The following is a 13,003-nucleotide window of genomic DNA, read 5'->3' on the forward strand; positions in this document are numbered from 1 at the left end:
TTCGCCAATGTGGCGCCCCAAAACGCGGCGGGTATATGCCTGTACGTTATGTAAGACCGGGAATTACCCCAATGGTTGAATATAACCTTCGTTATTTTTACCACCTCCCGCCGCACAGCACCACCGGGGGATTGTTACCCCAGGTTATGACACGCCACCGGCAGCAGATAACGCTCTGTTTCGGCCAGTATTTGCGCCAGGTAGTCATTGTCCAATTGGCGGAACACTCGCTGAACATAGGGATCTTCCCCTTCTCCGGGAATACGCTGATCGCCCTGCCAAGCCTGCAGCAATTTGGCGCGAGCCTTTGCTTGCGCTTCTTCCTCCCAGTCGATTTGCTGCGTTTCCGGCTGATAGCACTGACTCAGCCACGCCCAGCCGCTCTTGTTCAGCAACAACAGCGGCTGACACAGACCGCGCTGATAGCCCGCCAGCAGTTCCGCCAGCTGCGCCTGCGCCTCTTCAGGCGCAAGCGCGGCAAAGCGCCAGGCGGAGTTCTTGCGACCGTACATGCGGCTCTCGCCGGTGCCGCCGGCGCAGCAGTACACCAGGTGCTCCAGCCACAGCAATATGCCGTCCACCGCCGACAACGTGGCGGGCCGCCAGCGCAACAGGCCGTCATCCTGCACCTGATGCAGCCAGCCGCTGAGGCGCACGCCGGCGATATCGATATCCAATTCCAGGCTGTGGCTCTCTGCGCGTTCCGCACGCACCTGCTCGGCCAGTTCGCTCATCTCTTCCTGCTGCTTTTGCCAATAGATCTCGCCGAAGGCGCCATAGGGCAACCCCCCGGCGGCGCGCACCCGTTGGAACAACCGTTCGGGATCGTCGCCGTCAATCAGGGTATTCAGCAGTTGGCTGTTGAACTGGTAGCGGCTGAGGTTATCCAGCGTGAAGGGCTCTTCGTCCGGCAGCTCGGTCTCTTCCAGGATAAAGCTGACGCCCAACCGCAGCTGGAAGAAGGCGCGAATAGGATGGCGGTAAAACCGCAGCAGCTCATCCAACGCTATTTGCTGCAGCGTTTCGGCGGGCAGCAGCTGGTTGAACGCCGGGTGCGCCGCCCCGCGCCCGTCGGCGGCGGGCAGCCACTCGGCGGCATAGCTTTGCGCTTCCGAGCCCGGCAAGAAATTCTCGGCGGCGAACGGCATGCGCGCATGCCACTTCAGCAAATGCTCGCCCACTCGCCGGGCGCTGTCGTCTGCGGTGCGCGCCTCGTCTCCCGGCAGGCAATAGCTTTGCTCCAGATACTCCAGCAGCTCGGTAACCAGCACCGAAGGATAGCGCGGGCTGTTGTCCTGAATGGAACGGCCAATGAAGCTGATATACAGCCGTTGTTGCGCGGACAGAATCGCCTCCAGGAACAGATAGCGGTCGTCATCGCGCCGGCTGCGGTCGCCGCGCTTAACCTGCTGCGCCATCAGATCAAAACCCAATGGCGGCAACGTGCGCGGATACACGCCGTCGTTCATGCCCAGCAGGCACACCACCTTGAACGGAATCGAGCGCATCGGCATCAGCGTACAGAAGTTGATTTGCCCGGCGAGGAAGCGCTGGCTGATGCGCTCCTGATCGAGGCGCGCCGCCAAATCGTCGCGCAGAATCGTCAAGGGCACGTCATCCGGATAGCGCGCCGCCAGGCCAAAATTGATGGCCTGTTGCCACTGCTGCTCGATCAATGCCAGCACCACTTCGGTATCGCTATCCGCTTCGAAGAAGGCATCCAGCAGCTGTCGGCACAGCGGTAGCCATGCCTCGAGCGAGCGCGCTTCGCTCAAGACTTGCCGCCAATGGCTCAATTGGGCCAGCAGATCCGCCAACTGCCCCGCCAGTTCGGCGACCAACCCGCTCGACTCGTCGTAAGGCAAAATGCCCTGCCAATCGCCGGCGTTGCTGTCCATCGCGTAACCGAGCAGCATGCGCGTAATGCCGAATCGCCAGGTGTGCTGGCCCGTGGCGGGCAGATCCAGTTCGCGCACGTTATCGTCGTCCAGCCCCCAGCGCACGCCGGATTCACCGACCCAGTGACGCAACAGGCGCAGCCCCTCTTCGCCAATGGCGAAACGGGCGGCCAGGGCCGGCACTTCCAGCAGCGCCAGCACCTGCTCCGAAGTAAAGCGGCTTTGCGGCAGATCGAGCAGGGAGATGAACGCCTGCAAAGCCGGATGCGCCTGTCGCGCTTTACGGTCAGAAATGGCGAACGGCAGGTAGCGCTCGGCGGGAGCATTGCCGAACACGGCCTGAATATAAGGCGTATAGCTGTCGATATCCGCCACCATCACGATGATGTCGCGCGGCGTCAACGCGGGATCCTGCGCGAGCATGGTCAGCAGTTGATCGTGCAGCACCTCCACTTCCCGCTGTGGGCTGTGGCAGGCGTGCAGGCTGAGGGAACGATCTTGCGGATCGAGCCTGCGCTTGCTGAAACTGCTTTCCAGCGTTTCTGCCGTGATGCCGATCACCGCGTGATCTTCCAGCTCCAGCATATCGCGTTGAACGGCGTGCAGCATGGTATCCGCCGGGATATCGACAAAGGCGTCGACCTCTTGCGCCCCTTCCATCTGCGACAGCAAATAGAGGTGATCGCGCCCGAGCTTGCCCCAGGAGGCCAGCAGCGGGTTACTGAGCTGCTGCTGCCCTTCAGCATCAAACAGACGCGCCGCGTCAGCCGGTTCGCGAAACAGCCCTTGCTCGCGCGCCTGATGATAGTGACGGCGCTTGCGGCTCTGCAAGCGGGCCAGGAAAGCGTAATCCTGAATGTCGCCCCAGTAATAACGACAAGGGTTGGTGAACATCAGGTGGATATCGATATGCCGCCCCAGCGCCTGCAGCGCCTCCAGATAGACCGGCGGCAATGCCGAGATGCCGCAGATAAACACCCGCGGCGGCAAACCGGGCGGGCACGTTGTTGCCTGCTCCAGCGCGTGGATAAAGCGGCTATACAGATTGGCGCGGTGCCATTCCGGCTGCCCCAATTCGCGCGTGTACTCCACCAGCCGCGCCCAGAGCGGCGCCTGCCACTGCTGAGCCTCGGGCAGACCGTCGATGCGTTCACCGCGCTGCCAGCTCTCCAGCCACTGCGGACGATAAACCAAATACTGGTCGAACAGGTCGGCAACCCGGCCGGCCAATTGGTGGATTTTTCGCTTGTCGCCGTCATCGGTGAGATAGTGCTGCAGTGGCGCGAACGCCGGCTGGGTCAGCATCTCCGGCAGCAGCCACATCAGCTTCCAGGTCATGGCGTCCTTGCTGAAGGCGCTCTCTTTCGGGATATCCGGCAACACGCGGGTGAACATGTCCCAAATGAAGGTCGCCGGCAGCGGAAACGCGACATTGGCGGCGATGCCGAACTGCTCCGCCAGCTGCATTTGCAGCCATTGCGCCATACCGGGGCTCTGAACCAGCACCACTTCCTGTTGAAAAGGATCGGCCAACGGATCTCTGGCTATCAGCGCGCTGGTCAGCGTTTTCAATAAATCCAGCTGATTGGAATGATAAACCGTGAACATGATGGCTCCTTTAAAACAAGATACGTACCGGCTCAAAAACGGGTGCAATACCAGCGGCTCAGCGTCGCCCACTGCCGTTGCGGAGTTTGTACTCTGACCGTCAATCGGCGGCAATCAGCATCCGCGCCGTCGAACGCCGTCTCGCGTCGCCAGCCTTCCGGCAGCGGTTCGGCATCGAGCCGACCGGTGACGGCGAACGCCTCCAACTGCTGATGCGCCATCACCCAGGCTTGCCGGTAGTGCCACTGGCGCTGGAACGACTGCAACAGCACCTGATGATACTGTAACAAGCCCAGCAGCGACACCGAGAACAACAATGCCGCCACCAACACTTCCGGCAGGCTGAAGCCGTTGCGGGATAACCGCCCTGCGCGAGCGTTAACCCTCACAGTCGGCCGGCCTTTTCTCGGGGCAAAAATCCAGCCGGCCGCCCGGCTGCGCTTGCACCCTGCCGACCGATTCCGCACCGTCAAACGCGCCCCATTGATACAGCCAAAGCGGCTCACCGCCGCGCATCTCCCCAAGGCCGCGTACCGTCACGACGCCCGCTCTGGCAGACAGCCGGGCGCAGGCCGTCAGTTCCGCGCGCTGCCTGCATAACCAGGCCGCCGCACTCAGCTCGGCGCGCGGCCAATGCTGGAGCATGCCCCAACTCAGCGCCGAAGCGGCCTGATTGTAAGCCTGGAGGTAGCGCTGCTGATCGGCGGCCAGTAACAGCGCGTTATCCAATTGCCGGTGCTGGGCATTGAGCAACATCAACCCCAACGCCAACAGCAACATTACCGCCGCCAAAGTACTGCCGCCTCGCTGGCTCCACCGGTTCATGGCAACGCCGCCATTTCGACGTTCCCGCTCAGGCTGCGCCTGATACGCGCATCGCCGACAGAGCGCCCCGCCAGAGTCAAACGGCCCAGCGCACCGCCATGCTCCCCGCGCTCTATCGCCACATGAAACCGCTCAATGCGCACTTCGTCACGATCGAGCAGCCGCTCCCAGCCGCCGCCGTCGCATTGGCTTACTCCGCGCTGCCCTTCCAAGCCGCCATTGCGCAGCCGATAACCGAAATAACCTGCATCCTCGCCCGAGGTGAGCCATTGCCCGCTGCGGGTGATGTCGTAAGCGACGATAACGCAGCTGCCCGCCGCTTCTCCCGCCGCCTGGCCGATCAGCAGCGGGCGGCCGGCGCACTGCCCGGCACAGAAACCGGCGCGGCGCAGGTCTTTCTCGATACCGAACGCCAGTTGCCGCAGCGTTGACTCCAGCCGAAAATGCTGGCCGACGGCCACGTTTTGCTGGCGCAACAGCGGGTAGGTTTTCGCGGCGCCGAGCGCGATCACGCTGCCGAACACCAGCGCCAACATCACCTCCGGCAAGGTAAAACCGCGTTCGACAGTCAGCATGGCGCGATCCCCCTTATCCGGAGCCCTTCGCTGCACAAACGCAGCCGCCCTCGGGCGGACAGCACCAGCCGCAGGCCGCCTGACTCGTTGCTGAGCAGGATGTGCCCCGCCTGCGCGGTATTGCGCAAGCCGTAAAACCCGATCTCTTTGTCGGTGTAGCCGCTCAAAACGACATCGCGGTAAGACGGTGAGAAAACGGAACCCTCGGCGGAAGCGCAATCCGGCGGCGGCACACCGCCGCCCAGGCACCAGGGCGTGCCGTTCTTGAACCACAGCAGCGTCGTGCGGTTGCGCCAGTTGGCGTCCGCCTGCAGTCGCAGTAAAAACGCCAGCAGCTGCTGGGCAGTATGTTCCAGGCGCAACGTTTGCTGATGGTGGCGCCATTGACCGACGCCCCAGCCGGTGAGCATGCCGGCGATCAGGAGCGCCGCCAACAGCTCAATCAGTGTCATGCCACGCTGGCGGTCATCGATGTTCGAGAGCGTATTTTCTTTCATGCGGCCAGTTTAAGGGCCGTAACAAGGCGGTAAAGCCGCATGCGCAAGCCTTGCGGCAAGCTGCGCAATGTTTTCCCTATAGCGACAAGTGGCGACAATAAAATGCGGCGCGGCGCGCAATGCGGATAAAAAAAGGGGCGCAATCGCTGCGCCCCTGGTGTGATGCGGTTAAGATCAGATCGCGACCGGCGCCTTGATGGCCGGGTGCGGATCGTAACCTTCGATCTCGAAGTCTTCGAAACGGTAATCGAACAGCGAAGCCGGCTTGCGTTTGATCACCAGCTTCGGCAACGGACGGGGTTCACGCGTCAGCTGCAGCTTCGTCTGTTCCATATGATTGCTGTACAGATGGGTATCGCCACCGGTCCAGACGAAGTCGCCGACGTCCAAATCGCACTGCTGCGCCATCATATGCACCAACAGCGCGTAGCTGGCGATGTTGAACGGCAGGCCGAGAAACACGTCGCAGGAACGCTGGTACAGCTGGCAAGAGAGCTTGCCGTCCGCCACGTAGAACTGGAAGAACGCGTGGCACGGCGCCAGCGCCATCTGGTCCAGCTCACCGACGTTCCAGGCGGAAACGATGATGCGGCGCGAATCCGGATCTTGTTTCAGCTGCTGGAGCACGTTGCTCAGCTGATCGATCTGACGACCGTCCGCCGCGCCCCAGGCTCGCCACTGCTTGCCGTACACCGGGCCGAGATCGCCGTTTTCATCGGCCCACTCGTCCCAAATGGTGACCTTGTTGTCACGCAGATAGGCGATGTTGGTATCGCCGTTCAGGAACCACAACAGCTCATGAATGATCGAACGCAAATGACATTTCTTGGTGGTCACCAACGGGAAGCCTTCCTGCAAATTGAAACGCATCTGGTGGCCGAAAATCGACAACGTGCCAGTGCCGGTACGGTCGGCTTTAGGAGTGCCCTCGGCGAGCACCTTGTTCATCAAATCCAGATACTGTTTCATTTGTTCCTCACGACAGTTGTTGCTGCGGGCGACGACGGTACGCCCAAATCATCATAATAACACCGGCCACCACCATCGGGATGGAGAGGATCTGCCCCATGCTGATCACGCCGTCGAACAGGCCAAGCTGGGCATCCGGCTGGCGGAACGCTTCAACGATGATGCGGAATGCGCCATAACCGATCAGGAACAGGCCCGATACGGCACCCATCGGCCGCGGCTTGCGGATGAACAGGTTCAGAATGATAAACAGCACCACGCCTTCAAGCAGCAGTTCATACAGCTGGGACGGGTGACGCGGCAGCACGCCATACTGATTCAGCAGCGGCAGCAGAGAAGGATCGGCGGCGGCGAGCGCCACGTCTTCGCTGCGCGAGCTTGGGAACAGCATCGCCCAAGGGGTGTCGGTGGTCACGCGGCCCCACAGTTCACCGTTGATGAAGTTGCCGAGGCGGCCGGCGCCCAAACCGAACGGGATCAATGGCGCGATAAAATCGGAAACCTGGAAGAAGGTGCGTTTGGTGCGGCGAGCGAACCAGAACATCACCAGAATCACCCCCATCAATCCGCCGTGGAACGACATGCCGCCATCCCAGACTTTAAACAGATAGAGCGGATTATCCAGGAACAACGGCAGGTTGTAGAACAGCACATAGCCCACGCGGCCGCCGACGAATACGCCCAGGAAACCGGCGTAGAGCAGGTTTTCCACTTCGTCTTTGGTCCAGCCGCTGCCCGGCTTGTTGGCGCGGCGCACCGCCAGCCACATGGCAAAAACGAAGCCGACCAGATACATCAGGCCGTACCAATGCAAAGAAACCGGGCCAATGGAGAAAATGACCGGATCAAATTTAGGAAACGCCAGATAGCTATTGCTCATCTATCACCACAACATGTCTGTTATTTTTCCCCATGCGGGGGCGGCAGGTGCCAAACGTCGGCGCAGGTTGTCACACGCCTTTCAAACGGCAGCGTTGGCCGCTGCGGTTTGCAAGACGACGAACATGCGTCGCGCTGAGGTTGCGCATCATAACATAGGCTTAGCGCGGTCCGGGCCGGCAGCGCGGGAAAAGTTCTGTAAAAAAATCACATCGCGCGGCGATTATCTGCCGCCGCGAATCAACCCGCCCATGCCGCGTCGCTCCATAAACGCCGCCACCAAATGGCGCACTTCCGTGGTCATTTGGGTGTTCAACACTCGGTGCGCCAACACTTCGGCGTCGGCAAGATCGATATGCCGCAGCAGGTATTTGATGCGCGCCACGCTGCGTCCGTTCATGCTCAGATTGCGATAGCCCATGCCTACCAGCAACAGCGCGCCCATCGGATCGCCGGCCAGTTCACCGCACAGGCTAAGCTGCAGCCCGGCCGCTTTCCCCTGTTCGGCGATCAGCTTCAGCACCTGCAGCATCGCGGGATGCAGGCTGTCGTACAGCGAGGCTACCCGCGTGTTGTTGCGATCCACCGCCAGCAGGTACTGGGTCAAATCGTTGGTGCCTACCGAGATGAAGTCGACGCGCCCCGCCAAATGCGGGATCAGGAAAATCATCGACGGCACTTCCAGCATCACGCCGATTTTCGGTTTCGGGATCGCGTAGCCAAGCACCTCTTCCACCTCGCGCCCGGCGCGGTCAATCAAGCGCTTGGCCTCATCGACCTCTTCCAGGCTGGTGACCATCGGCAGCAAAATGCCCAGGTTGCCGGTGCCGGCATTGGCGCGCAGCATGGCGCGCACCTGTATCAAAAAAATCTCCGGCTGGTCCAGAGTGATGCGAATGCCGCGCCAGCCCAGGCAGGGATTTTCTTCGCTGATCGGCATGTAGGGCAGTTGCTTGTCGGCGCCGATGTCCAGCGTGCGCAGCGTGACCGGTTTGTTGGGATAAAGCTGCAGCATGCCTTGATACTGCGCGACCTGTTCTTCTTCAGAAGGGAAACCGCTTTGCAACATGAACGGAATTTCAGTGCGGTACAACCCCACGCCGTCCACCCGGCCGCCCAACAGCTGTTCATGTTCCGGGCTGAGGCCGGCATTCAGCATCACCTGAACGCGTTCGCCGCTTTTCAACTGCGCCGGTTGTTCGACGTCGTCTTCCGCCAGCTTGCTCAGTTCCTGTTCTTCGCTGATCAGCCGTTGGTATTCCTGCACCAGCACCGGCTCAGGATCGACCAGCAGTTCGCCGCGATACCCATCAACGATCAGCAGCCGCTGGCTGAGCAGAGAAGGCTGGATGTCGGCGCCCATCACCGTCGGCACCCCCATCGCCCGCACCAAAATCGCCGCATGCGAATTGGCGGCGCCGTCGCGCACGACCACGCCAACCAGGCGATCCTGCGGCACTTCGGCCAGCAATGTCGCGGTCAGTTCATCCGCCACCAGCACAAAACGCGCCGGCCACTGGGTGGCGCCCTGAGTGGTGTCGTCGAGGTGGAACAGCAGGCGCTGGCCCAGCGCACGCAGGTCGCTGCCGCGCTCGCGCATATAGGTGTCCTGCAGTTTGGCAAACTGTTCGGCAAAGGCTTCTATCACCTGCTTCACCGCCCATTCCGCCACCGAGCCGTTGTCAATTTCGGCGAACAATTCGCGCTTGAGGCGGGCGTCGTTTAGCAGGTGAGAATAAAGATCGAAGATCGCCGCGCTCTCTTTTTGCGAGCTGGCGGCAAAACGCTTGCTGAAGCGGCGAAATTCCGCGCCGGCCTCTTCCAACGCCAACGTCAGGCGCTCGCGCTCGCTGGCGGTGTCCAGCGTCGACGCGCGGTAAACCTGATCGAGCGAAGGCTGGCTGCTATCCTGCCACCCTTCCGCCACCGCTACGCCGGGCGAGGCCGCCAGCGCGCGCACGCGCGTTTGGCGATACTGGCCGAAAATGGCATTAAGCTGCGACTGTGAAAGGATCCCGGCCATCTGCGTGGCCAGGGTGACCATGAACGACTCTTCGCTTTCGTCGAACTGGCGCAGCTCGCGCTGCTGCACCACCAACACCCCCAACAGCTGGCGCCGGTGAATGATCGGTACCCCGAGGAAGGATCGGAAACGATCCTCTTTGACCTGCGGAACGTACTTGAAGCTGGGATGGCTTTGGGCATCGGCCAGGTTGATGGGTTCGGCCCGGCGGCCGACCAACCCGACGACACCTTCGTCAAACGCCAATGCGATAGTGCGCCCGCGCGGCTTTTTCAGCCCGCGCGTGGCCATCAGGTAGTAACAGCGGCGATCGTTGTCCGCCAGGTAAATGGAGCACACTTCGGTGTCCATCGCCAGACAGGTTTCATTGACCAGCAGATCCAGCGCATCCGTCAGACTGGCCGCCGCGGCCACCTTCTCTACAATTTCTCGCAAGCGCGTGAGCATAGTCGGCTTAACTTAACCTCTCTTTCGGCGATAAGCGGGGGCCTGCCGCGGCGCCGCCTGCTCTTGCATCGGCATCACGGTCACGGCGAATTCTTTCATCACCCGGCGGTAGACGTCGCGTTTAAATGACACCACCTGGCGCACCGGATACCAGAAGCTCACCCAGCGCCAACCGTCGAACTCCGGCGTGCTGCTGCGCTGCATATTGATATCAGCGTCATTGCACAGTAGCTGCAACAAAAACCATTTTTGCTTTTGGCCGATACAAACCGGCTTTGTGTCCCAACGCACCAAACGTTTCGGCAATTTATAGCGCAACCAGTTGCGGGTCGAAGCCAGGATGCGCACATCCTTTTTACTCAGCCCCACTTCTTCGAACAGCTCACGGTACATCGCCTGCTCCGCAGTTTCGCCAGGGTTAATCCCACCTTGGGGAAACTGCCAGGAGTGCTGACCGTAACGGCGGGCCCATAAGACCTGCCCCTGACGATTACAGATTACGATACCAACATTCGGGCGGTAGCCATCATCATCGATCACCGGACTACCTCGATAAGCTTAAATTCGCATAGATGTCCTGATTGTTTCACACAAGCTACAGGCGGTAAACCACTGCTTTACGGCGCTGCGGGCCGGATAACATTGGGATAACTCACAGATATAGGCAAAGTTATAAACATGCATCGGCATTTCAGACCGGTTTTATTCACTTTTTCTGTGGATAGGTGTGTGCAGAACTCGAGGGATAAGCCGGTAAAACTCTCGTCCCCGAAAATCCCTCCTCACACCGAAAAAACAATATTATTCCTAAAAACATATAATTAACCAATATTCCACAGTTATATACAGGGCAAAAATGTGATCTATGCACGGTAAGGATCTTACCCTGGCGAAAGATCCACCAACGCCGTTTTTATCCACAGATTATCCGGGCAAGTTACGCACAAAACGGACAAATTCGTAAAAAACCGCCCGAGTCAAGGCTGTAAATTGAACCAGTGATCGGTAAAAATTTGGGTTATCCCATAAATCTGTGGATAAATAGGTGTAAGATCCTGTTTATTGTCGGTGGCTTCAGGTGAACAAGCCTCGTGGGTGCATTGTCGCTCGCGCAAGGAAAGAAAAAAAGTCATGTAAAATCATGCTACTATTATTCTTTTCCCCAGGCGACTGGGGTTACCGTTTCCCGTGTATCTTTGCAGTACGTTTTTCAACCAAATTCGACAGGCTTGATTTATGGCGTTTTTATCCCCTCTGCCACCCCCGCCGGAAAATGAACGGCAGCTGTTCGAGCGCGCTCAGGCGCTGGCCGGCTTCAGTTTTGGCGAACTGGCCGCCCGCGCGCAGTTGCCGATCCCCAAGGATCTGAAACGCGATAAAGGCTGGGTGGGCATGCTGCTGGAGCTGTACCTCGGCGCCATGGCCGGCAGCAAACCGGAACAGGATTTTCCTGAGCTGGGCATTGAGCTGAAAACCATTCCTGTCGACGCCGCCGGCAAACCGCTGGAGACCACTTTCGTCTGCGTGGCCCCGCTCACCGGCAACAGCGGCGTCACCTGGGCCAGCAGCCACGTTCGCCACAAGCTGGCGCGCGTGTTGTGGATACCGGTAGAGGGCGAACGGCAAATCCCGCTGGCGCAGCGCCGCGTCGGTTCGCCGCTGCTGTGGAGCCCGAGCGCTGCAGAAGAAGAGATGCTGCGCCGCGATTGGGAAGAGCTGATGGATCTGATTGTGCTCGGTCACGTAGAACGCATCACCGCACGCCACGGCGAAGTGCTGCAACTGCGCCCCAAAGCGGCCAACAACAAGGCGCTCACCGAAGCCATCGGCGAACAGGGGCAACCTATCATGACGCTGCCGCGCGGTTTCTATCTGAAAAAGGGTTTTACCGGCGCGCTGCTGGCAAGACATTTCTCAATCTAAGCGATTTCGTTTAACTCTGGTTTAGCTAGCCCTGTCAGCGCCACGATAAACGCGTATAATTCACCCTTTGCATTTATTAAGTATTAAGGTGTGTCGGGCAATGTTCGAATGGATTATGGATCCCAATGCCTGGTTAGCGTTAGGTACGCTAACCATTCTTGAGATCGTACTGGGTATTGATAACATCATTTTTCTGTCGCTGGTGGTGGCGAAGCTGCCCAAAGCGCAACAGAACAAAGCTCGCCGAATGGGCTTGGCCGCCGCCATGCTGATGCGCCTGGCGCTGCTGGCCTCCATCGCCTGGGTGATCCGCTTGACGCACCCGCTGTTCACCGTGCTGGATCACGCCATTTCCGCCCGCGATCTGATCCTGCTGCTCGGTGGATTGTTCCTGATCTGGAAAGCCAGCAAAGAGATCCACGAAACCATCGAAGGCACGGAAGAAGAGCACCACACCAAGGTGCACAGCTTCTTCGGCGCGATCGTACAGATCATGCTGTTGGATATCATCTTCAGTCTGGATTCGGTGATTACCGCCGTAGGCCTTTCCGATCACCTGTTCATCATGATGGCGGCGGTGGTGATTGCCGTCGGCGTGATGATGTTCGCCGCACGGCCGATCGGCGAATTCGTCAATCGCCATCCGTCGGTGAAAATGCTGGCGCTGGCGTTCCTGATCCTGGTGGGCTTCACGCTGATGCTGGAAAGTTTCCAGGTGCACGTGCCGAAAGGCTACATCTACTTCGCCATGTTCTTCTCCATGTCGGTAGAAGCGCTCAATCTGATGCGCAGCAAGAAAAACCGTTCGCCGGAATAACCCTACGCGGAGGCCGCCATCGGCGGCTTCCGCCGTTTCGTTGCCCCCTCATTTCAGTTTTTCTTATCAGATAAAGACTTATCTGAGACGCTCTCTGCCAAGAGTTTGCTAATCTTGAAAGAACATTGTTTTCTGCATAATCGAGGATCCGCAGGATGAAAAAGTGGGTAATGGCAGTGTCTGCGCTGGTTATGGCCGCCGGTTTGGCGGGATGTTCCAGCGACTACGTCATGGCGACCAAAGACGGCAACATGATCCTGACGCAAGGCAAACCGGAGATCGACACAGATACCGGGCTCATCAGTTATAAAGATGAGAAAGGCAATCACCGCCAGATCAACGGCGATCAGGTTTCCCAGGTTATCGAACGCTAATCACCGCACGCCGGCTATCGCCCGCTCGAGCGCGGTAGCCCTCATTCGTGTCCGCACGGAATCCGCTTCCCCCATCTTCACCGCTTGGTTATAGTCAGGAAAGGCGACATCGCCGCCCGACGGACTTTGCGCCGTCTTCTGAATTGGGCTCCTGTTTCACCGGGCCGC

Annotated in this window: 12 protein-coding genes; 3 read left to right on the top strand and 9 right to left on the bottom strand. The window is 59.5% G+C overall.

Translation table 11 applies throughout. The features are described 5' to 3' along the window. Window positions 1–134: 134 nt before the first annotated feature. The 9 genes from recC to rppH form a co-directional block, all read right to left on the bottom strand. Window positions 135–3,506 (bottom strand): exodeoxyribonuclease V subunit gamma, encoded by a 3,372-nt coding sequence (gene recC, locus H7A77_RS02400; protein ID WP_164107391.1) that lies wholly within the window; start codon window positions 3,504–3,506, stop codon window positions 135–137. A gap of 32 nt (window positions 3,507–3,538) precedes the next feature. Continuing rightward, window positions 3,539–3,895 carry a prepilin-type N-terminal cleavage/methylation domain-containing protein gene (locus tag H7A77_RS02405; protein ID WP_015378915.1) on the bottom strand — a complete coding sequence of 119 codons (357 nt, stop codon included), beginning with the start codon at window positions 3,893–3,895 and terminating at the stop codon, window positions 3,539–3,541. After that, window positions 3,885–4,331, bottom strand: coding sequence for a YgdB family protein (locus H7A77_RS02410; RefSeq protein ID WP_182073774.1), 447 nt, complete (start codon window positions 4,329–4,331; stop codon window positions 3,885–3,887). The genes H7A77_RS02405 and H7A77_RS02410 overlap by 11 nt, the downstream gene beginning before the upstream one ends. Further along, window positions 4,328–4,906 carry a prepilin peptidase-dependent protein gene (locus H7A77_RS02415; protein ID WP_033652127.1) on the bottom strand — a complete coding sequence of 193 codons (579 nt, stop codon included), beginning with the start codon at window positions 4,904–4,906 and terminating at the stop codon, window positions 4,328–4,330. The genes H7A77_RS02410 and H7A77_RS02415 overlap by 4 nt, the downstream gene beginning before the upstream one ends. Beyond that, the gene (locus tag H7A77_RS02420) at window positions 4,900–5,403 is read right to left on the bottom strand and encodes a prepilin peptidase-dependent protein (protein WP_072627060.1); all 504 of its coding nucleotides are present in this window, start codon (window positions 5,401–5,403) and stop codon (window positions 4,900–4,902) included. Before H7A77_RS02420 ends, H7A77_RS02415 begins: the two co-directional genes overlap by 7 nt. A gap of 174 nt (window positions 5,404–5,577) precedes the next feature. Next, window positions 5,578–6,372, bottom strand: coding sequence for a thymidylate synthase (gene thyA / locus H7A77_RS02425; protein WP_015378919.1), 795 nt, complete (start codon window positions 6,370–6,372; stop codon window positions 5,578–5,580). Between the two features lie 7 nt (window positions 6,373–6,379). After that, window positions 6,380–7,252 carry a prolipoprotein diacylglyceryl transferase gene (lgt, locus tag H7A77_RS02430; RefSeq protein WP_015378920.1) on the bottom strand — a complete coding sequence of 291 codons (873 nt, stop codon included), beginning with the start codon at window positions 7,250–7,252 and terminating at the stop codon, window positions 6,380–6,382. Window positions 7,253–7,474: 222 nt separating this feature from the next. Continuing rightward, entirely contained in the window at window positions 7,475–9,721 is a 2,247-nt protein-coding gene (gene ptsP / locus H7A77_RS02435) for a phosphoenolpyruvate--protein phosphotransferase (protein ID WP_033644849.1), read from the bottom strand. 12 nt (window positions 9,722–9,733) lie between these two features. Beyond that, the gene (rppH, locus tag H7A77_RS02440) at window positions 9,734–10,261 is read right to left on the bottom strand and encodes an RNA pyrophosphohydrolase (RefSeq protein WP_004931849.1); all 528 of its coding nucleotides are present in this window, start codon (window positions 10,259–10,261) and stop codon (window positions 9,734–9,736) included. A gap of 696 nt (window positions 10,262–10,957) precedes the next feature. On the opposite strand from rppH, the gene mutH reads away from it, so the two are divergent. The 3 genes from mutH to H7A77_RS02455 all read left to right on the top strand — a co-directional run bounded on the left by mutH (window position 10,958) and on the right by H7A77_RS02455 (window position 12,835). After that, complete coding sequence (mutH, locus tag H7A77_RS02445; RefSeq protein ID WP_033644848.1) at window positions 10,958–11,644, top strand: DNA mismatch repair endonuclease MutH; 687 nt, start codon at window positions 10,958–10,960, stop codon at window positions 11,642–11,644. A 100-nt stretch (window positions 11,645–11,744) separates the two neighbouring features. Further along, window positions 11,745–12,461 carry a TerC family protein gene (locus H7A77_RS02450; protein ID WP_033644847.1) on the top strand — a complete coding sequence of 239 codons (717 nt, stop codon included), beginning with the start codon at window positions 11,745–11,747 and terminating at the stop codon, window positions 12,459–12,461. Window positions 12,462–12,616: 155 nt separating this feature from the next. Next, the gene (locus tag H7A77_RS02455) at window positions 12,617–12,835 is read left to right on the top strand and encodes a YgdI/YgdR family lipoprotein (protein WP_016929923.1); all 219 of its coding nucleotides are present in this window, start codon (window positions 12,617–12,619) and stop codon (window positions 12,833–12,835) included. The last annotated feature ends 168 nt before the right edge of the window (window positions 12,836–13,003 follow it).

It is taken from the genome of Serratia sp. ME47 (assembly GCF_903970925.1).
GTDB lineage: Bacteria > Pseudomonadota > Gammaproteobacteria > Enterobacterales > Enterobacteriaceae > Serratia > Serratia ureilytica.

What these genes read in the sequence shown, in the direction of transcription:
- recC (WP_164107391.1), bottom strand. Translation starts at nt 3,506, where the DNA reads ATGTTCACGGTTTATCATTCCAATCAGCTGGATTTATTGAAAACGCTG.
- H7A77_RS02410 (WP_182073774.1), bottom strand. Translation starts at nt 4,331, where the DNA reads ATGAACCGGTGGAGCCAGCGAGGCGGCAGTACTTTGGCGGCGGTAATG.
- H7A77_RS02415 (WP_033652127.1), bottom strand. Translation starts at nt 4,906, where the DNA reads ATGCTGACTGTCGAACGCGGTTTTACCTTGCCGGAGGTGATGTTGGCG.
- H7A77_RS02420 (WP_072627060.1), bottom strand. Translation starts at nt 5,403, where the DNA reads ATGAAAGAAAATACGCTCTCGAACATCGATGACCGCCAGCGTGGCATG.
- thyA (WP_015378919.1), bottom strand. Translation starts at nt 6,372, where the DNA reads ATGAAACAGTATCTGGATTTGATGAACAAGGTGCTCGCCGAGGGCACT.
- lgt (WP_015378920.1), bottom strand. Translation starts at nt 7,252, where the DNA reads ATGAGCAATAGCTATCTGGCGTTTCCTAAATTTGATCCGGTCATTTTC.
- ptsP (WP_033644849.1), bottom strand. Translation starts at nt 9,721, where the DNA reads ATGCTCACGCGCTTGCGAGAAATTGTAGAGAAGGTGGCCGCGGCGGCC.
- mutH (WP_033644848.1), top strand. Translation starts at nt 10,958, where the DNA reads ATGGCGTTTTTATCCCCTCTGCCACCCCCGCCGGAAAATGAACGGCAG.
- H7A77_RS02450 (WP_033644847.1), top strand. Translation starts at nt 11,745, where the DNA reads ATGTTCGAATGGATTATGGATCCCAATGCCTGGTTAGCGTTAGGTACG.
- H7A77_RS02455 (WP_016929923.1), top strand. Translation starts at nt 12,617, where the DNA reads ATGAAAAAGTGGGTAATGGCAGTGTCTGCGCTGGTTATGGCCGCCGGT.